Consider the following 20,548-nt stretch of genomic DNA (forward strand, 5'->3'; position numbering starts at 1 on the left):
TTTACAGTATTTATTGAAATAAAAAAGTTGTGAGTCTGCCATGAAGGTAAACCCACAACTTTGTCTTTTTCTTCAGCTTGTCCGCAGATTGCGAACCACTGTTTATTTTACTGGAATCTTCTCTACTCTTCTTTCGTGGCGTCCGCCCTCAAAAGGAGTCTTGAAGAATTCGTCCATTATTGTCTCAGCCAATTTGTTGGCGATGAAGCGACCTGGCATAACGAGAACGTTAGCATTGTTGTGCTGACGGATCAAACCAGCCACTTCCTTGTCCCATGCAAGACCAGCGCGGATGCCCTGATGTTTGTTCAGTGTCATCACCATTCCCTCGCCGCTGCCGCAGATAGCGATGCCAGGATAGCACTCGCCGCTCTCTACTGCCTCTGCCAGAGGATGAGCGAAATCAGGATAGTCACAACTTGTGTCGCTGTATGTACCGAAGTCCTTATACTGATAACCTTTAGATTCCAGATACTGGATTACAAACTGCTTCAAAGGGAAACCTGCGTGGTCACATGCCACTCCAACTGTCTTTACTTCCATAGTCGTAAGTTTTTTAAGGGTTATTATTTGCGTTTATAAGCTCAATGTTCTTGGCTTAGGGTTAGAGATGCGGAGGACTCCTTTTTTAGAGAAGTCCTCCCGCGACTCCTATTTGTTTTTCTTCAATCCTTTATAGTCGGTCTGTCTGTCATCCTCTGTTCTCTGTCGCCGCCATCGGCGGGAGAGGTAGGAGAGATACTTACAAGACCGCCGTTTTTTTTTCTTACTTCAAGAGTTCCTTCACCTGCTTGTATACATTCTCAGCAGTGTAGCCGAGTTTCTCGTCGAGCACCTTGTAAGGAGCAGAGAAACCGAAGCTTGGCATACCGAATACCTTGCCGTTGGCACCTACAAGGCCCTCAAGAGTTACAGGCAGACCGGCAGTCATACCGAAAATCTTGCTTCCTGCAGGCAGGATGCTCTCCTGATACTCCTTAGACTGAGTGCGGAACAGACCCTCGCTCGGTACGCTGACAATACGGATCTTCACACCGTCCTTGCGCAGAAGTTCAGCACCTGCCACCAATGTAGACACCTCAGAACCGTCAGCAAGCAGGATAACGTCGAAGTCCTCATCAGATCCAGCCACTACGTATGCACCCTTGCGAGCCTGCTCGTAGTCGTTGCCGGCAGGCAGTTTGGCAACATTCTGGCGAGAGAAGATGAGAGCAGTAGGAGTTTCCATGTTCTCCATTGCCATAGCCCAGCAAACGGTAGTCTCGTCGGCATCAGCAGGACGGAACACGCGAACGCTGTCCTTGCCGTGGTGGTTCTTCAGCTTCTCCATCAGGCGGATCTGTGCCTCCTGTTCAACAGGCTCATGAGTTGGTCCGTCCTCACCGACGCGGAATGCGTCGTGGGTCCAGATGAACTTGATAGGCACCTCCATCAGCGCAGCCATACGTACGGCAGGCTTCATATAGTCAGAGAATACGAAGAATGTGCCGCAAGCCGGTATCACTCCACCGTGCAGATACATACCGATACACATGCACGCCATTGTCAGCTCGCTAACACCAGCCTGGAAGAATGCGCCGCTGAAGTCGCCGCGAACGATAGAGTGGGTCTTCTTCAGGAAACCGTCGGTCTTGTCGCTGTTAGACAGGTCTGCTGAAGAGCAAACCATGTTAGGAACCTGCTCAGCGAGAGCACCGAGACATGCTGCCGAAGCGGCACGAGTGGCAGAACCCTCCTTCTGTGACACTACAGACCAGTCAACCTTAGGAGCGTTGCCGCTGAACCATTCCTTCATCAATTCAGCCTTTTCAGGATTAGCCTTAGCCCAAGCCTCTTCCTCGGCGTGACGCTCGGCAACGATCTTGCGAAGCTCCTCAGCGCGGTCAGCATAGAGCTTCTCCACCTCAGGGAATATAACGAATGGGTTCTCAGGGTCGCCGCCGAGATTCTTGATGGTGTTTACGTAAGCCTCGCCGCCGAGAGGAGCACCGTGAGTCTTGATGCTGTGCTCATAGCTTGAGCCATCCTCCTTGAGTGCGCCCTTACCCATGATAGTCTTGCCGATGATAAGAGTAGGACGCTCCTCCTCTTTCTGTGCGTCGGTGAGAGCCTGGCGTATAGCGTCTGGGTCGTTGCCGTCGATTGTCACCACGTTCCATCCCCAAGCCTTGTATTTGGCAGCGGTATCCTCGTTCATCACCACGTTGCACTCAGTAGAGAGCTGGATGTCGTTGGAGTCGTAGAACATAATGAGGTTGTTGAGTCCAAGGTTGCCGGCGATGCGTCCGACACCCTGTGATATCTCCTCCTGCACACCACCGTCAGAGATGTATGCATAAATCTTGTGCTTGATGACTTCTGAACCGAGTTTTGCCTGGAGGAACTTCTCAGCCACAGCAGCACCGGCTGCAAAGGTGTGGCCCTGTCCGAGCGGACCGGATGTGTTCTCCACACCACGCTTCACGTCGCGCTCAGGGTGTCCTGGAGTAGGAGATTCCCACTGGCGGAACTGCTTCAGTTCGTCGATGGTGAATTTTCCCTGCAATGCGAGAGCGCTGTAGAGCATCGGTGACATGTGTCCTGGGTCGAGGAAGAAGCGGTCGCGACCTTCCCATGTGAGATTGTCCGGATCCCATACCATGAATTCAGAGAACAGCACATTGATGAAATCCGCTCCACCCATGGCTCCTCCCGGATGTCCCGATTTAGCTTTTTCTACCATAGACGCAGCCAGGATGCGGATGTTGTCGGCTGCTCTGTTCATAATCTTCTTGTCGTTCATATCGATTTATGTTTTGTAGTATTCTAAAAGACGATATGTCTTTTATCCTTAATCGCCTTTAGTTAAACAAAGTTTTTCTTTTGTTGCAAAGATATATAAATATTTTGTTTTTGGCGAAGACTAAGGCGAATACTTTATTATTTTTTTAATTTCACTGCTTCTTGCTCCACTGGCAGGCAGTTCTGGTATTCTTTTATGTACTCGTTGAAGCCTTCAACATCTTCTTTCGTAGGAGCGATTTCCACTCCGGTGTTACCGGCAAACACCTTCTTGTCGAGATAGTCGGCAAGGTTCATTTTGCTCTTGTTGTTCACCAGATAGCCGGCCAGCAGCGCGATGCCCCATGCTCCGCCTTCGCCAGCCGTTTCCATTACAGAAATCGGAGAGTTGATGGCGGCAGCCAGTATACGCTGTCCCACGCCTGGGGTCTTGAAGAGTCCGCCGTGGCCAGTGATACGGTCCACTTTCACCTTCTCGTCGTTGAAAAGGATGTCGTTGCCTATCTTCAACACTCCCACTGAAGCGTACAGGTTGGCACGCATGAAGTTGGCAAGGTTGAACTTGCTCTTTGCCGAGCGCATGAAGAGAGGCCTTCCGTCAGCCAGTCCTGTAACGGGTTCTCCCGAGATATAGTTGTATGCCATCAGTCCGCCGCAGTCGGCGTCGCCCTTGAGGGCATGGTTGTAGAGTTTGCCGAACACCTCGTTCATGTCCACCGGTATGCCCAGTAGTTCCTGATATTCCTTGAAGAGGTTCACCCATGCGTTGAGGTCAGAAGTACAGTTGTTGCAGTGTACCATTGCCACCGGACTGCCGTCAGGCGTCGTCACCATGTCGATCATCTCGTAAGGACGCGACAGGGCCTTCTCCAATACAATCATTGAGAACGATGATGTGCCAGCCGACACGTTGCCCGTGCGTTTCCTCACGGCATTGGTGGCCACCATTCCTGTTCCGGCGTCGCCCTCTGGCGGACACACCGGTGTGCCAGGCTTCAGATGACCGGAGATGTCGAGTCGTTTGGCACCTTCGGCAGTAAGAGTGCCGGCATCCTCTCCGGCAGAGAGCACCTGAGGCAAGATGTCGGTTATCTTCCAGTCGAAGCCGTAAGGTGACACGAGTTCATCAAACTTGCGTATCATCTCAGCGTCGTAGTTCTTGGTCTTGGAGTCGATAGGCAGCATGCCGGATGCGTCGCCCACTCCGAGCACTCTCTTGCCCGTTATCTGCCAGTGGATATATCCGGCAAGGGTGGTGAGGAAGTTGATGTCGTTCACATGGTCCTCTTTGTTGAGTATTGCCTGATAGAGGTGGGAGATGCTCCATCGCAGAGGGATGTTGAAGTGGAACAGTTCAGAGAGCTTGGCGGCAGCTTCCGCTGTGTTGGTGTTTCTCCATGTGCGGAAAGGGGCAAGTATCTCCTGCTTCTCGTTGAATGCCATGTATCCGTGCATCATGGCGCTAACGCCGATGGCAGCCAACTGTTCTATCTCAACGTCGTATTTGGATATCACGTTGGCACGAAGGTCGGCGTAGCAGTTCTGCACACCGTTCCATATAGCCTCGATGCTGTAAGTCCACAGTCCGTCGATAAGCTGGTTCTCCCATTCGTGAGAGCCTTGGGCTATCGGGATGTTGTTCTCGTCGATGAGCACTGCCTTGATTCTCGTGGAACCGAATTCGATACCGAGAATAGCCTTGCCTTCTTGTATTGTAGCTTTAGGATTGTTTGTCATTACCTTATTATATATATCAGTGTTAATGTTCTTGTCTGCTGTAATAGTATGGACCAATTATCCCCAATCGGTCATTAGGGCTTGCTTGGATTTTGAGTTTTTAGAAGAGGGGATTTTGTTTGGCTTTTAATGAGTAATAGCGAGCTATTGCGAATTAAAAACAAGCAAAAGACACCTTATAACAAGCAAAATACTGCAAGCAGTTGTAAAATATTACATTAAACGGCCTAATGACCGATTGGGGATTATGATTGTAGGACAACTCTACATGTTTCGAGCTGTCCTACATTCATAATCAGATTTATTATCTCAATGCCTTGTTCAGCATGTAATACACTTCGTTGATGCGGAGGTCTCTCTTTACGCTTTCGAATGTGGAGTCCTTGTCGATATGCAGATATTCGATGTCGAGCATCTCAGCATAGTCCTCCCAATACTCCGGTGTGATGTCGTAGGAGAAGCAGCTGTGGTGAGTGCCGCCGGCGAGAATCCACGAACCGGCACCGATCTCGAAGTTAGGCTGTGGAATCCACAGGGCGTTGGCAACAGGGAGCTTAGGCAGTGGTTTCGGTTTGATGCAGTGTACATCGTTGACGATGAGTCTGAAGCGGTTGCCCATGTCGACTACCGTTGCCGTAACGCCGTCGCCAACCTTTGAGTTGAACACGAGGCGGGCTGTCTGCTGCTTGCGTATGCCGATGCCGAGGTGGTGTACCTCAAGGCGTACTGGCTCGTCGTCGACAGCTATGAGAGGACAAACCTCGAGCATGTGGCTCTGGAGCAGTGAAGAGTTCTCTCCATCGAAGTTCAGTGTGTAGTCCTCGAGGAACGAGCATCCCGTAGGCATACCCTGAGTCATATACCAGAGAGTGCGGTAGAGGGCAGCCGACTTCCAGTCGCCTTCGGCGCCGAAGCCATATCCCTCAGCCATGAGTCGCTGTGATGCGAGGCCCGGAATCTGGTCGAATCCTACGAAGTCGTCGGCATCAGGGTCGCCCCATGAACCGAGGTCGTCGAAGTTTGTTGTGAATCCCTTTGCACCCTTCGCCTTGAGACAGGCACGGATGGCAAGTTCTGCGCGTGCGGCATTCCATATCTTCTTCTTTCCGATTTCCTCGCCAGCCTCGCAAGGCACGATTTTGTATAGCTTGTGGTATTCCTCCACCAATGCGTCGACATCGGCAGGGGCAACCTGCTTCCAGTATTCCATCAGCTCAGACACGCAGCAGTAGTCCACGTGGTAACCGAGAACCTGCTCAGCGCTGACCTTGTCGCCGTCGGTCACGGCAACGTTGTTCATCTGGTCTCCGAAACGAATGATAAGCATGTCTTTGGCGTCGGCAACGGCGGCGGCGACACGAGCCCATACGGCGATGTGTTCCTGTGTCTTCTTCTCCTTCCAGTATCCCACAACCACTTTGCGTGGTTTGCGCAGACGTGAGCAGATATGTCCGAACTCGCGGTCGCCGTGGGCGCTCTGGTTCAGGTTCATGAAGTCCATGTCCATCGTGTCCCAAGGAATCTCCTGGTTGTATTGTGTGTGCAGATGGAGCAGAGGTTTGTGCAGCATCTGCAGTCCGTGTATCCACATCTTGGCTGGCGAGAAGGTGTGCATCCATGTTATCACGCCCACACATTTCTCCTCGTTGTTGGCAGCCATCATGATAGATGCCACTTCCTTGTCAGAGTTTGCTGTTCCTTTATAAACCACCTTTATCGGGATGATACCCGACTTGTTCAATCCGTCGACCATCTCCTGTGAGTGACCGTCAACAATCTTTACTGTCTCGCCTCCGTAGAGGAGCTGTGCTCCAGTAATCCACCAGAGTTCCAAATTCTCAAATGCCTTGATCATTGTTTCGTAGTTGTTTCTTCTTTAGTTATGTTATTATCTCCAGACGGTCATCAGACCATTCATAATGACCGGTTGGAATTCTGATCCTTCCGGATTATTTTTTCTTTTGTCCGTAATAAGCGTTCGGACCGTGTTTGCGGTTGAAATGTTTCTCTATCAACAGAGGGTTCATAGTGGTCTCAGGGTTCACGCTGAATGCCACGAAAGCCATCTTTGCCACCTGTTCCATCACTACGGAGTTGTATACAGCCTCGTCAGCATCCTTTCCCCATGAGAACGGACCGTGGTTTTTCACCAGCACGCCCGGCGTATGTACGTAGTTGATGTCTTTGAAACGGTTCACTATAACCACTCCCGTTTCTTTCTCGTATTCAGCCATCTGGTCTGCCGTCATGTCCCCGGTGCATGGTATGCAGTCGTGGAAATAGTCGGCGTGTGTCGTTCCGATGTTCGGAATGTCCTTTCCTGCCTGTGCCCATGCCGTGGCATAAGTGGAGTGGGTGTGCACGATACCTCCGATTTCGGGAAAGGCACGATAGAGCACGAGGTGAGTAGGAGTGTCAGAAGACGGATTAAGATCGCCTTCCACCACTTTGCCCGTGTTCAGGTCAACCACCACCATGTCAGACGCCTTCATGTTGTCGTATGACACGCCCGAAGGCTTGATTACCACGAGACCTTTCTCGCGGTCGATGCCAGAGACGTTGCCCCAGGTGAAAATCACGAGATTGTGTTTCACGAGGTCGAGGTTGGCACGGAATACTTTTTCTTTCAGTTCTTCTAACATAATATCTTGATATGTGTTTGATGGCCGGTCCTTGTGTCCGGATTCAGTCCTTAAGCCTCCAGACTTTCAGGACCGGCCATGTTGTTGTCATTAGAGTTTGAAATAAGGATCGTCGTCATACGCCTCTTTGTTGAAGCAATACAATGCCGCACCGCGTTTCGACGTTATCTTGTCGATCTTGTCAGTCTTCTCGATGAAGTCGATTGTCTTGATCTTCTTTCTGAAGTTGCGCTTGTCGATTTCCTCGCCGAGGATAGCCTCGTAAACGTGTTGCAGCTGCGTCAGCGTGAAGAGTTCTGGGAGCAGGTTGAAGCTCAGAGGCTCTGTGGAAATGCGGCGGCGGAGCAGGTTGATGGCTTTTCTCACCATTTCGTTGTGGTCGGAATAGAGTCTTGGCATCTTCTCCACATCGATCCACTTCAGCTGGTGCTTCTCGCGTAGCTCGTTGTCGTAGTCTTTCACATTGATGAGTGCACAGTATGCCACGGAGATGACCCTTTCGCCCGGGTCACGGTTTACGGCACCGAAGGCACCCACCTGTTTCATATACAGATTGTCGAGACCGGTGAGATCTCTCAGCGTGCGGTTGGCAGCATCGTCGAGACTCTCGTTCTCCTTCACGAATCCACCGTAGAGCGACCATTCGCCGCGGCCCGGATCCATTCTCCTGTTTCCGATGAGCAGTTTCAACTTGTTTGCTTCAAATCCGAAGATTATGCAGTCTACCGACACATACACCTTGGAGTGTTCTTTATAAAAGTCAGTCATTAGGTATTATTATTTAGGTTTTTATAGTTATTCTTTATGTCGTGTGTCATTGTCAGGGGCGTCTTTTTTACCAGAAGTAGATGTAGAATGCCACTGTGATGGCAAGGATTATAACACTGTGGATCACATCCCACTTCGTCCAGCTTGCCCTTGTGGCAGCCCTCTGCTCAGGTGTGGAAGTGCCGAACACCAGTCCGCGTATCTTGTCTTCAGTAGGCGCAGGAGTCATGAGGCTCACTACCACTACAACCAGACAGCACACGATGAGCATCACACCGCAGAAGTACAGCCAGTTGAAATCGAAGAACACAGTCTTGAACCAGTTGTCTGACGCATCAGTTACATTACTGTAGTATACCTTTGCGCCGAGTCTTGTCAGACCGATTATGATGCCAGCCAGGAGTCCCCACATACCGCCTTTGGCAGTGGCACGCTTCCAGCATATTCCAAGAAGGAATGCCGCTGCGATGCCAGGAGCGAGAACGCTCTGCACGTCCTGAAGGTAATTGTACAACACGTTGCCCACACTTCTCATGATAGGAATCCACAGGATACCGAGAATCACGATTACAACAGTGGCGATCTGTCCGATGCGTACGAGAGATTTCTCTGATGTCTGCGGACGGAGACGCTTGTAGAAGTCGATGGTGAAGAGCATTGCCGAAGAGTTGAACAGCGAAGCCAGCGAACTCATCAATGCTGCGAGGATACCGCAAACCACGAGTCCCTTGAATCCTGCCGGCAGCAGTTTAGCCACGAGGGTAGGGAAGGCAGCATCGCTTATAGCCACGCCGTTGGCGTCAACGGGGAGGAATGCGCCACCGCTCTTCACGTTAAGTGCGTAGGCAATCATTCCAGGGATGAGGAAGATGAACACAGGGAGCAACTTCAGGTATGCACCGAAGATAGTACCGCGGCGGGCCTCCTTCTCATTCTTTCCCGACAGCACACGCTGCACGATGAACTGGTCGGTACACCAATACCAGAAACCGATTACGGCACTGCCCACAAGGGCTCCGAGCCAAGGATATTGCGGATCGCGCAGGTCGCGCATCAGGTCGGTCATCTTGTCGCCATATTCGTTTACAGGCTCAGCAGAACAGATCTGCATCACCTGGTCCCAGCCGCCCACGGCCTTCAGTCCGAGCACGAGGATGATGATGGAACCGAGCAGAAGGATAGGAGTCTGCAACACCGAAGTATAGAGCACGCTCTTCATACCGCCGAAAATGGTATAGAGAGCAGTGATAAGCACCAGTCCGATGGCAGCGATCCAGAAGAAGTCGATGCCCCACAGTTCCTTGATGCCGAACACCTGCTGGAACACGAGACCACCGGCATATACCGTCACGGCAACCTTGGTGAGCACGTAGCTGATGAGCGAAATCACCGACAGTATCGTGCGACTCTCCTTGTTGTATCGTCTCTCCAGGAATTCAGGCATGGTGTAAACCATAGAACGGGTATAGAATGGCACGAACACCCATCCCAGAATAAGTATCATCCATCCCTGTATCTCCCAGTGTGCCATTGCCATTCCTGACGATGCTCCGGCACCGGCGAGACCTATGAGGTGCTCCGAACCGATGTTCGACGCAAAGATCGACGCTCCGATGGCAATCCATGTGGCGTCGCGTCCGCCGAGAAAATAATCTGCAGAGTCGTTGTTCTTCTTGCTCACGACCCATACCACGATTCCTATTAAGGCAAGGCAAAACAGCCCAATTACCAGCCAGTCATATAATTCCATATTAGTTTATTTATTTAGTTAGTAGTTTTGTTTTTTTTGTTAATTGTTGTTGCGGATATCACTCCGCTTAGGTCTTAACCTCCAAACGGCTATTGGAACGCTTGATGTTGCAGTTCCAAAAGAGTTTGCCGTCTTTGGTCAGTGGCAGATTCTCTCAATCCCCATTTATTTCTTTATTCCGAAGCGGTAAGCCACATGGCTGTAATACCTCTCGCCCGGTTTCAGATATGGCGAAGGCCAGTCTTTCTTGTTTGGTGAGTCTGGGTATTTCTGGCTCTCCAGACATACCGACACATGCTTGGGATATTTCACTCCGTGCTTGCAGGCAATGCCCGTGCCCTGGAAGTTGCCGGTATATACCTGTACTCCCGGTTCGTTGGTGAACATCTCGAGCAGGATGCCTGTGACCGGCGAATAGAGCGAAGCGCATACCTTGGTGTCGTCGCCCTTTCCGTTCTTGTATGTGTTCAGACACCAGTTATGGTCGTAGCCAGTGGCGTTCTTTATCTGCTGATATGTTGTGTCGTTGATTGTCTCGCTGATGGCATGAGGCTTGCGGAAGTCCATCGGTGTGCCCTCCACAGGCTTTATCTCGCCCGTTGTCATGTATGTGTCGTCGGCAGGGGTGAAATTGTCGGCATTGACATACAGCACCATGTTTGTTCCCTCTTTCGACGGGTCGCCGTTGAGGTTGAAGTAGCTGTGATTGGTCATGTTCACCACCGTCTCCTTGTCTGTCGTTGCCTCGAAAGTGATGTCGAGAGTATTGTTGCTGAGTACCTTGTATGTTGCAGTGGTCTTCACTGTTCCCGGGAAGTTGTTGTCGCCGTCCGGCGACATGAGTCTCATGACGAGAGTAGTGTCGTTGGGCTGTTCTGCATCATACACCTGATACATCCATCCCGACGGACCGCCATGCAGGCAATGGCCGAAGTTGTTCTGCGGCAGCTGGTAGTCCTTGCCGTTCACGTGAAGATGGCCCTTGTCTATTCTGTTGGCATATCTGCCCACGGTAGATCCGTAGTCGCTCGGACTGTTCACCGAGTCGGCATACTGCCTGATGTTGTCGTAGCCGAGCACCACGTCAGTCGGCTTGCCGTCCTTGTCGGGAACGGTGAGCGATACCACTCTGCCTCCAAAGTTTGTGATGCATACTTCCATCCCACTCTTGTTCTTGAGCGTGAAAAGTTTGACGGGCTTGTTGTTGATGGTTGTGTCGAATGCGGCAGGGTTGAGGCCAGACTCAGTGAGCTGTGTGTTGCCGCCTGTTGAGCATGAAAGCATCGTCGCGATAGCCATTCCTGCTCCAAGAATGATAGATTTTATACCTTTCATATATGTATGCTAAATAGATTTTCGGAACGTAAAGATTCAATGAATTATTTAATTCGTGGCTAAATTACTATTATTTTTCCAATCGGCAATAAAAGATTATGACTTTTTTGTCCGTGTAGGTGTTGTTTCTACACCTTTTTGTCTTTTCTTCATGTTTAAGAGGGTGTTTTGTTATCTTAAGTGTACAATTACAGGGGTATATTAACGAAAAAGCGGAAAGCCACAATGAAATGACTTTCCGCTCGGTTGTGCTATGTTTGGTTTCTTTCTTTTTGCTTTAGCAGATTTTTCTCGAACCGTCTTTGATCACCACATCATATATCTTCGGTTCCTTGCCGTAGCGTTCTGCATATTTCTTCTTCACGTCGGCGATGAAGTGGTCGTAGAGGTCCTCCTTCACGAGGTTGATGGTGCATCCGCCGAAGCCTCCGCCCATGATTCTCGAACCGGTAACGCCATCTTCACGAGCGATGTCGTTGAGATAGTCGAGTTCTTCGCAAGACACCTCGTATTCCTTGCTCAGTCCGTGGTGGGTTTCATACATCTTCTTGCCCACGGTCTCGTAGTCGCCGGCGTTGAGTGCGTCGCATACTGCCAGCACACGGTCTTTCTCTCCCAATACGAATGTGGCGCGCTTCATGTCCTCCTCGCTAACCTCATCCTTTACGGCGTTGAGCATGTCCCAGTCGGCGTCGCGCAGGGTTTCGATAGTCTTCTCAGGATATTTCTTCTGCAAAGCGGCAACCACGTTCTCGCAGCTCTTGCGGCGGTCGTTGTATGCCGATGATGCCAGTTCATGCTTCACCACGGAGTCAACGAGCACCAGTCTGTATCCCTTCGGGTCGAATGGGAAATATTCGAACTCGCGGCTGCGGCAGTCGAGGCGCATCAGTTTGCCCTCCATGCCGAATACGCTCGCAAACTGGTCCATGATGCCACAGTTCACTCCACAGTAGTTGTGTTCCGTTGCCTGTCCTGCCAGCACCATATCCCATTTAGACACCTTGTTCTCGCCGAACAGGTCGTTGAGGGCGTAGGCATAGCAGCTCTCGAGAGCTGCCGATGATGACAGACCGGCTCCGAGAGGCACATCGCCTGCGAATGCGGTGTTGAAGCCTTTCACGTCAACTCCGCGTTTCTTCATCTCCTGAACGATGCCATACAGATAGCGTGCCCAGCTTGCTTTAGGACCTTTTTCATCGTCTATGTCAAATTCCACACGGTCTTTCAGGTCGATGGAATAAGCCATCACCTTGTTGGTGCCGTTGGGACGTATTTCACACATTATTCCTTTGTCTATTGCTCCCGGAAAGACGAAGCCTCCGTTATAGTCGGTATGTTCACCGATGAGGTTTATTCTTCCTGGTGATGCATAAACGTTTCCTGTCTGTCCGTCGAAATGCTTTACAAAACGACTTCTTACATAATCTATCTCCATAGGTTAAATGATTTTGAGTTTGTGATAATATTTATTAGTTAGTCTATTTGTCTGCTGATTGTCATTTAATGCTTGTTGATAAGCCTGTATGTGAGCAGATTGTCATTTCTTTACTCCGAATTTGTATATTGTGGTCTGCTTGTACTGCTCTCCCGGACGTAGCACTACAGACGGGAAGTAAGGACGGTTTGGCGAATCTGGGAAGTGTTGTGCTTCCAGGCATACCGCACTGCGGCGTGGGAACGTAGCGCCATGCTGTCCGCTGATGCCGGTCTCGAAGTTGCCGGTATAGAGTTGCATTCCCGGCTCTGTGGTATACATCTCCATTGTTCTGCCGCTCTTTGGCTCCGTCAGTCGGGCTGCGAAGCTCAGTTCGCCCTCTTCCTTCTTGTTCAGCACGTAGTTGTGGTCGTATCCGCTGCCGTTGCGCAACTGCTCGTTGTCGGAGTCGATGCGCTCGCCGATGGCTTTCGGTGTGCGGAAGTCGAACGGTGTGCCCTCCACGAAGCGTATCTCGCCAGTAGGGATGCTGTTGCCATCGATTGGCAGATAGAAGTCGGCGTTGATCTCGCATTCCACGTTGTATACGTCCGGAGTTGGGTTGGCTATTCCAGCAAGACTGAAGAATCCGTGGTTTGTCAGACAGATTACGGTCTTCTTGTTTGTCGTTGCCATATAGTCGATGATCAGTTCGTTGTCATCGTTGAAGGTGTATGTAACGGTAACTTTCATCTCACCGGAGAATCCCTCTTCACCGTAGCTCGACACGTAGTTGAGAACCACCGTCTCGTCGTTCATCCTCAGAGCGTCCCACACCTTCTTGTTGAATCCCTCGTTACCGCCGTGAAGCGAGTTCTCACCGTCGTTGATAGGCAACTGGTATACCTTTCCACCGAGTTGGAAACGTCCTTTGCAGATACGGTTTCCGTAGCGGCCGATGAGTGTGGAGAGATATGGCTCCGGACTGTTTATCACGTCCTGTATGTTGTCGTGTCCTTGAATGACGTTGGCATAGTTGCCGTCTTTGTCAGGAACCATTATGGCTACCAGCGCACCGCCATAGTTTGTCAGTGCCACCTCATTGCCATTCTTGTTCTTGAGAATATATAAATCAGTTTTCTTTCCGTTTACTGTGGTTTGAAAATCCTCTCTCTTCAAACCACATAGATTAGGTGCTTCGTTTGTGTTCATAATCAAATGTTATTAGTTAGTATTCTATTTACTGCAAAGTAAAAGAAAAATAATGAAACGAGCAAAAGAAAAACAATAAATCGAAAGCAATAAGTGTTAATTTCCACTAATGTGGATTCAGAGGTTGGCCATAATCCCATATCGGTCATTAGGGTTTGCTTGGATTTTGTCCTTTTAGGAGAGTGGATTTTGTTTGGCTTTTAACCCAAATCGGTCGTTAGGGCTTGCTTGGATTTTGATTTTTAGAAGAGTGGATTTTGTTTGGCTTTTAATGAGTAATAGCGAGCTATTGCGAATTAAAAACCAAGCAAAAGACGCCTTATAAAAAGCAAAAGACTGCAAGTAGTTGTAAAATATTACATTGAATGGCCTAATGACCGTTTGGGTGGTTACTGGTGGTGTTTAATATTTCTACTAATCCTCAAATCTCATCCACATATTCTTGAAGTTGATAATAAATTTCCTATGTGCCATTAACGTTGGTAAACCGATTCTGCAATCATATTCCTCATTCTGTTCTGAAGATGTTACTACTGGAATGTTTGTCTCGGTATATTGTTCGCCAGCAAGGGTAAATGTCCATGACACAGGTATCGTTTTTACGACATTGACACCACCGACACCTGCCGTGCGCAATGAATCAGTTGCCGTTCTACCAGTAAAACAGTTTTCGTTCTTTTTATAATAGCGATTTGTCAGGATGGTTCCCGATGCGCCAGTGTCAACTATTGCATCAATCTTTCTCCCTGAACGACCATCTGTTAATGGCAAATGGAAAAGGCGCTGAGGCGAACGATAGAAATTAGGAGCATATGTAGGTGTTGGTGTGTACGAGGCTGGGATTACAAGCTGCATTCTGTCAAAATCGAAACAGATCTCACCCAATGGCATCATTGTCTGGTTGCCTATAACGCATTCGTATCCAAGTTCCTCCAACTTTTTGTTTGCTAACGGATTGTCAGTTCTCATATCGACAACAAAAAATGGCACATTTCGATAAACTAAATCACCAAGTTTTAGGGAGTCCACCACTACTAAGCCTTTGCTCTCAACATAAGACATACCCAACATCTGTATGTTCTTGGTCTGTATGACAGTTGCCTTTATATGCTCGGCAAACTTAGTAGTCATTATATTTATACCTGCCCCTGAATCGTAATTGCATTTCACTTCTTTTCCATTGATATTAGCCATAACAGACATCATTTCTGGATTTTTGCGGTCACCTGTATGTGTTAACAAGGGCACACTCACGTTATTGTTTGGTCTCTCCACAGAAAACGTGCCGCATTTCGAAAGCTTAGAATAAATGTCCTCATAGGCTTCAAATACAGGATTTACAGTTTGTCCACCCTTGTGGTATGCCTCGTTCAGACTGTGTAATAATGCGGAAGCCTTATCGTAGTGTCCCAATGTTGCATAATCTTCTGCCATGAAATACATAATTGAAGGTACAGATGAATTTAGTTCTTCTTGATACTTCTCCAAAATTTCTTTGCCATATTTGATAGCGCTGTCCGGTTCATTATAGAATTGACTTATAAAGAATTTGGAGAGCGGTTTTAGAAATGGTGTCTGCAAGTTCTTTCCATCAGACATATACAAAGATCTAAGTTCGGCCCAATTACTGCCATTCATAGCCTCGCCTATTCTCTCGTCAATGCTTTTTACTTGTCCAAATGAAATTGTAGCAAATAATAATGCCACAAATGTTATACTTATTCTTCTAATTGTCATAATCATTATTTTAAGTTTTTGTTCTTATGAAATATCCACAAGTTTCTCATATCATATTTTTTGCTTTACATATAAAGGCGTCTTACTCTCTATTAATCCTTTCCACCAATTCGTCTGGTGTAAGTATCTCCATCTTGGAGAAACCAAACCACTTTTTGCCCAAGTCCTTTATGGATGCTCCTATATGATACACATCATCGTCTATACAAAGGAAGCGGTCATGTGACAAACGGAATGTTTCAACATCAATCGGTGCATATTGAGCATTATGACGGTCTATGTCGAGTTGGAACTGGCGGCTTATCTGCTGAGTGTAGATGATTGCAGACACGTTATTATCTCTTTTATCGAGCAATGTCAGTACAGTCTCGTCAACATAGTTGTCGATAAGGACAATACGTTTCCTTGCACTCTTAATCAAGTCGGACACGAAAGTATAGGCATCATAAACTTGCCCATTGTAGAACACACCCTGCTTTGGCTTTGCGTTGCCCTCGTCCAATCTGCGAAACACCTCGTCTATGCGCTTGTCTGTTTCTTGCTGATGTTGCTGCATTTCCAATTGATGGTACTCCATTGTCGAGAGACGCTGAAACACTTCGGCATTGTTCTGTAGAAAGTGACGCATTGAAGTGAAAGCTCGCATTATTCGAATATTCACCTCAATCGCAGTGTCAGAACGTAAAACACTACTAAGCATAGCGACTCCGTTTTCAGTAAATACGTAAGGCATGTATTTCAAATGTTGTCCGCGTCCTTCGTTTAAGGTCGCAATTTGCGACCTTAAACATTCGTCCTTGGTCAATTGAAACATGAAATCTTCTGGAAATCGTTTAATATTACGTTTTACTTGCTCATTAAGACGCTTTGTTTCAACGCCATAAAGTGTGGCAAGGTCACGGTCAAGCATAACTTGTTGTCCTCTAATGATTTTTATTAGAGACTCTATATTGTCAACACCAACCAACTGGTCACGATTTGTGACCAGTTCGCCGTTTCCTGTCTTTTCCGTTATGTCTGCCATATTTCTATCTTTATTTTTGAGGTCACAAATTGTGACCTTAAACGTAGTGTTGTTATATTGCGTACAAAGGTGGTGCTTTTAGCCTTTAAGCCACTATTCCTCGTCTACTCGTCAATTTGTTTCTTTGTCTGCTTGTAAGCTTGCTTTTCAGAAATCCGTCAGGAAATCCGCCACCACATAGCTGCTGCCGCCGACGAAGATGAAATCATCCTTGTCGGCATCCTTGAGAGCGGCGGTGTAGGCTGCAGCAACAGTAGGGTAGGAGTTGCCTCGCAACTGATGTTTCTCGCCATCCTCTTTTACCTTCTCCACAGGTATTGCCCTGTGGGTAGATGCCTGTGTAAAATAATATATGGCGTTCTTTGGCAGCAGTTCGCAAACCCTGTCGATGTCTTTGTCGTCCACCATACCGAATACCATTCTCAATTGCTTGCAAGGTTGCTTCTTAATCTGTTCGCTCAGATATTGCCAGCCAGCCACGTTGTGCCCCGTGTCGCAAATCACGGTAGGGCTTGTCTGTATCCTCTCCCAGCGTCCGCGTAGGCCAGTGGTTTCTGTCACATTGGCAAAACCCTTCTTGATGCAGTCCTGGTCTTTTATTATCCCCATGCTGATGAGCTGTCGACAGGCGCAGAGCACGGTATTGGCGTTGCGCTCCTGATAGTAGCCTCCCAGTTCACCATGCAGTCTGCCGAAGTCTTTTGTCTCGTAGTCGAAGCCTTGTCCTGAGTTTGGAGTGGCAGTCAGAATCTCCTTGTCGTCTTGTGCGAATGTGATAGGAGCATTCTCCTGCATTGCCTTAGATTCAAACACTGGGCGCGTCTCCTCCGTGTATTCGCCGATTATTACGGGAGTCTCTGGTTTTATCACTCCGGCTTTCTCTGTGGCTATCTTTGCGAGAGTGTCGCCAAGAAACTGTGTGTGGTCGAAACTGATGTTCGTTATTATCGCCAGTTCCGGAGATATGATATTGGTGCAGTCGAGTCTGCCACCCAGTCCCACTTCTATCACGGCATAGTCAACAGCCTCTTCTGCGAAGTATTTGAAAGCGAGGGCAGTGGTGAGTTCGAAGAAGCTCGGATGAAGAGGTTCGAAAAACTCCCTCTCCTTTTCCACGAAGTCGATTACATATTCCTCGCTGACGCATTTGCCGTTGATCCTTATCCTCTCTCTGAAGTCCACGAGATGCGGTGATGTGTATAGTCCCACCTTGTAGCCTCCAGCCTGGAGAATTGCGGCGATGGTGTGGGAGCAGGAGCCTTTACCGTTTGTTCCTGCCACGTGGATGCTCTTGAATTTTCTGTGTGGATGACCGAAATGCCTGTCCAGCTCCTCGGTGTTGTACAGACCCTCCTTGTATGCCGACGCACCGACCTTCTGGAACATCGGCACGCTGTCATAAAGATATTGTATCGTTTCCTCGTAATTCATCATTTTCTCATTTTTTCTTTTTCAATCCTTTGTATGCAAGGAATGCTACCACTACTACAGCGAGAGCGAGAAGCACGTAGCCAATCTCATGACTGTATTTCAACGCCTGCTGATACACGTCCTGTGTAGTCTTGTAGTCGGTGTATTTGTATATCGCCCATCCTATCATGGCGAGCACGGTATTCCACACGCCGGCACCGAGAGTGGTGAAGGTGAGGAATCTGCCCACATTCATGCCAGACAATCCGGCAGGGATGCTGATGAGCTGTCTCACGGCAGGAACGAGTCGTCCGAAGAATGTGGAGGTGGCTCCGTGTTTGCGGAAGAACTCCTCTGCCTTTTCCACCGACTGGCGGTCTATGAGACACATGTGTCCTATTCTGCTGTCGGCAAATTTGTATATTATCGGTCTGCCGAGCCATTTGGCGAGGTAATAGTTCACAAGCGCACCGATGTCGGCACCGATGGTTGCGAAGACGATCACCAGTATGAATGTCATGTTGCTGTCAGGGTCCATCGCCTTCCATGCTGCCGGCGGCACTACTACTTCTGATGGGAATGGGATGAACGAGCTTTCGATTGCCATGAATAGTGTCACTACCCAATAGCTCAGATTGTCGAGAATCCAGAGAAAAAGATCTGCAGAGTTCATGATTTGTTTGTATAATTATTGTTATGGTTATCTATGTTTATAGTTATCAGGATGCAAAGTTAATGATTTGCCTGTTTAGCACAAAAGACGCGATGCCTAAAACAACATATATTATCTAAAACAACATATATTATGACTGTTTTAACATCTATGATGACAATATACAAACAACAATGGCGGAATGAAAGACACTCCGCCATTGTTGCTTGTCAGACTGTATTGCAGTCTGTTCTATTATCAGTGTTTATGTGTCAGGTGTCGCTACGGTCAGCTGAAATAACTTCTGAATTTCTGGAAGATGGTCTGCTTTGTCGTAGTGTCACCCTTGAAGTTGTCGCTCTTCTGCATCTCTTCGAGCGCTGTCTTCTCCTCCTTTGTCAGTGTCTTCGGAACATACACGCTGATGTGTACCACAAGATCTCCGGTGCTATGTCCGTAGCCTTGTATCGCCGGCAGTCCCTTGCCCCTGAGTCGGAGCGTCTTGCCAGGCTGCGTGCCTGGTTCAATCTTTATCTTCACTTTGCCGCCGCTGATGGTAGGCACCTCAACTTGTCCGCCGAGAGCTGCCGTAGGGAAGTCAAGGAGCAGGTTGTAGATGAGGTCCTTTTCTTCGCGGATGAAGGTGTCGCTCGGTTCTTCCTCTATGAGCACCTGAATGTTGCCGGCCACACCGTTGTGTATTCCAGCGTTGCCTTTTCCCGGCACGTTTACCACCATGCCACCGGCCACTCCGGCAGGTATCTTTATCTCGACAACCTCTTCGCCCTTTGTCACTCCGGTGCCGCCACAAGCCTTACACTTGTTCTTGATTATCATGCCCTCGCCCTGACAGGTAGGACATACGCTCTGTGTCTGCATCATGCCGAAGAGACTCTGTGTGGTGCGTGTCACCACTCCGCTGCCGTGACATGTCGGACAGGTTTCCTTGCTGCTGCCCTTTTCGGCTCCGCTACCACCGCAGCATGAGCAGGTGACGTCTTTCTTCACCTTGAATTTCTTTGTCACGCCGGTTGAAATCTCGGCGAGTGTCATTCTAACCTTCAGTCGCAGGTCAGCACCTCTGTGCTGTGCCGGGCGAGCGCCACCGCGTCCGCCGAATCCGCTACCGAATCCGCCTCCGAAACCGCCGCCATGGCCTCCGAACACGTCGCCGAACATCGAGAATATGTCGTCCATGCTGAATCCGCCGCCGAATCCGCCGCCGAAACCTCCGGCTCCGCCGCCCATCGGACCATCGAAGCCGAACTGGTCGTATTGCTGTCTCTTCTGAGGGTCGTGCAATACGTCGTAAGCCTCTGCAGCCTCTTTGAATTTCTCTTCAGCCACCTTGTCGCCAGGGTTGCGGTCAGGGTGATATTTGATGGCGATTTTTCTGTAAGCTTTCTTTATCTCGTCCTCGGATGCGTCTTTGCTTACGCCAAGCACCTCGTAGTAGTCTCTCTTGTTTGCCATATTCTGTCTTTACCTTATTGTCCCACTGCCACTTTGGCGTGTCTTATCACCTTGTCGTTGAGTTTATATCCTGTCAGCACGCAGTCGAGCACCTTGCCCTTCTTCTCGTCTCCCATGCCAGGCACCATGGCGATAGCCTCGTGCAGGTCGGTATCGAAGTCGGCATCCTTTGTCTCTATCTTGTTCACGCCAAGTCCGCCAAGCACCTTCTCGAATTTCTGGAATATCAGTTTCATTCCTTCTTTCAGAGCCTCGGCATCGTCTGTCTTCTCGGCGCTTGCAAGAGCGCGCTCCATATCGTCGAGCACAGGAAGTATTGCCGCCACCGTCTTCTCGGCACCGTTGAGCAGCAACTCTGCCTTCTCCTTCATAGTGCGTTTGCGGTAGTTGTCAAATTCAGCCACGCTTCTCAGATATTTGTCCTTGAGATCAGCAATCTCCTCTTTGGCAGCCTCCAGCGGGTCTTTCTCCTCTTTCTTTTCTGCTTCCTTTTCGGTATTGTCTTTTCCGGCATTCTCCTTGGCGGCATTCTCAGCCTGCTTTGCCTTGGAGGTTTCCATCTCTTCCGTTTCTTTCTTTATATCTTTTTCTTTGCTCATAATGTTTTGCT

General features: G+C 49.0%; 16 protein-coding genes. All 16 read right to left on the reverse strand.

Translation table 11 applies throughout. The features are described from left to right. Positions 1-102 precede the first annotated feature (102 nt). Positions 103-543: a ribose 5-phosphate isomerase B gene (rpiB, locus tag ST42_RS10885; RefSeq protein WP_022317629.1), complete on the reverse strand. Its 441-nt coding sequence runs from the start codon at positions 541-543 to the stop codon at positions 103-105. 223 nt (positions 544-766) lie between these two features. Next, positions 767-2,782: a transketolase family protein gene (locus ST42_RS10890; RefSeq protein ID WP_044073523.1), complete on the reverse strand. Its 2,016-nt coding sequence runs from the start codon at positions 2,780-2,782 to the stop codon at positions 767-769. 137 nt (positions 2,783-2,919) lie between these two features. Then, on the reverse strand, positions 2,920-4,518 hold the full coding sequence (locus tag ST42_RS10895; RefSeq protein WP_022317631.1) for a xylulokinase: 1,599 nt from the start codon (positions 4,516-4,518) through the stop codon (positions 2,920-2,922). A gap of 304 nt (positions 4,519-4,822) precedes the next feature. Beyond that, entirely contained in the window at positions 4,823-6,373 is a 1,551-nt protein-coding gene (gene araA, locus ST42_RS10900; RefSeq protein ID WP_022317632.1) for an L-arabinose isomerase, read from the reverse strand. Between the two features lie 94 nt (positions 6,374-6,467). Then, positions 6,468-7,160, reverse strand: a complete 693-nt coding sequence (locus tag ST42_RS10905; RefSeq protein WP_022317633.1) for an L-ribulose-5-phosphate 4-epimerase — start codon at positions 7,158-7,160, stop codon at positions 6,468-6,470. A gap of 90 nt (positions 7,161-7,250) precedes the next feature. Next, positions 7,251-7,928, reverse strand: coding sequence for an NUDIX hydrolase (locus tag ST42_RS10910; RefSeq protein WP_022317634.1), 678 nt, complete (start codon positions 7,926-7,928; stop codon positions 7,251-7,253). A 67-nt stretch (positions 7,929-7,995) separates the two neighbouring features. Next, a complete protein-coding gene (locus ST42_RS10915) occupies positions 7,996-9,678 on the reverse strand; it encodes a sodium:solute symporter (RefSeq protein WP_022317635.1) in 1,683 nt (560 codons plus the stop codon). 165 nt (positions 9,679-9,843) lie between these two features. Then, on the reverse strand, positions 9,844-11,013 hold the full coding sequence (locus tag ST42_RS10920) for an aldose epimerase family protein (protein WP_022317636.1): 1,170 nt from the start codon (positions 11,011-11,013) through the stop codon (positions 9,844-9,846). Between the two features lie 277 nt (positions 11,014-11,290). Next, positions 11,291-12,451 (reverse strand): galactokinase, encoded by a 1,161-nt coding sequence (gene galK / locus ST42_RS10925; protein WP_042518912.1) that lies wholly within the window; start codon positions 12,449-12,451, stop codon positions 11,291-11,293. A gap of 102 nt (positions 12,452-12,553) precedes the next feature. Next, positions 12,554-13,642: an aldose epimerase family protein gene (locus ST42_RS10930; protein ID WP_044073524.1), complete on the reverse strand. Its 1,089-nt coding sequence runs from the start codon at positions 13,640-13,642 to the stop codon at positions 12,554-12,556. 414 nt (positions 13,643-14,056) lie between these two features. Beyond that, complete coding sequence (locus ST42_RS10935) at positions 14,057-15,379, reverse strand: pepsin/retropepsin-like aspartic protease family protein (protein ID WP_197068940.1); 1,323 nt, start codon at positions 15,377-15,379, stop codon at positions 14,057-14,059. A gap of 82 nt (positions 15,380-15,461) precedes the next feature. Beyond that, entirely contained in the window at positions 15,462-16,403 is a 942-nt protein-coding gene (locus ST42_RS10940) for an ORF6N domain-containing protein (RefSeq protein WP_044073526.1), read from the reverse strand. A 147-nt stretch (positions 16,404-16,550) separates the two neighbouring features. Further along, positions 16,551-17,834, reverse strand: coding sequence for a bifunctional folylpolyglutamate synthase/dihydrofolate synthase (locus tag ST42_RS10945; RefSeq protein ID WP_044073548.1), 1,284 nt, complete (start codon positions 17,832-17,834; stop codon positions 16,551-16,553). Positions 17,835-17,841: 7 nt separating this feature from the next. Further along, positions 17,842-18,486 carry a DedA family protein gene (locus tag ST42_RS10950; RefSeq protein WP_394358849.1) on the reverse strand — a complete coding sequence of 215 codons (645 nt, stop codon included), beginning with the start codon at positions 18,484-18,486 and terminating at the stop codon, positions 17,842-17,844. Between the two features lie 267 nt (positions 18,487-18,753). After that, positions 18,754-19,938 (reverse strand): molecular chaperone DnaJ, encoded by a 1,185-nt coding sequence (gene dnaJ / locus ST42_RS10955; RefSeq protein ID WP_044073527.1) that lies wholly within the window; start codon positions 19,936-19,938, stop codon positions 18,754-18,756. A 14-nt stretch (positions 19,939-19,952) separates the two neighbouring features. Further along, positions 19,953-20,537 carry a nucleotide exchange factor GrpE gene (locus tag ST42_RS10960; RefSeq protein WP_022315909.1) on the reverse strand — a complete coding sequence of 195 codons (585 nt, stop codon included), beginning with the start codon at positions 20,535-20,537 and terminating at the stop codon, positions 19,953-19,955. Between the last annotated feature and the right edge of the window lie 11 nt (positions 20,538-20,548).

It is taken from the genome of Prevotella pectinovora, assembly GCF_000834015.1.
Taxonomy (GTDB): domain Bacteria; phylum Bacteroidota; class Bacteroidia; order Bacteroidales; family Bacteroidaceae; genus Prevotella; species Prevotella pectinovora.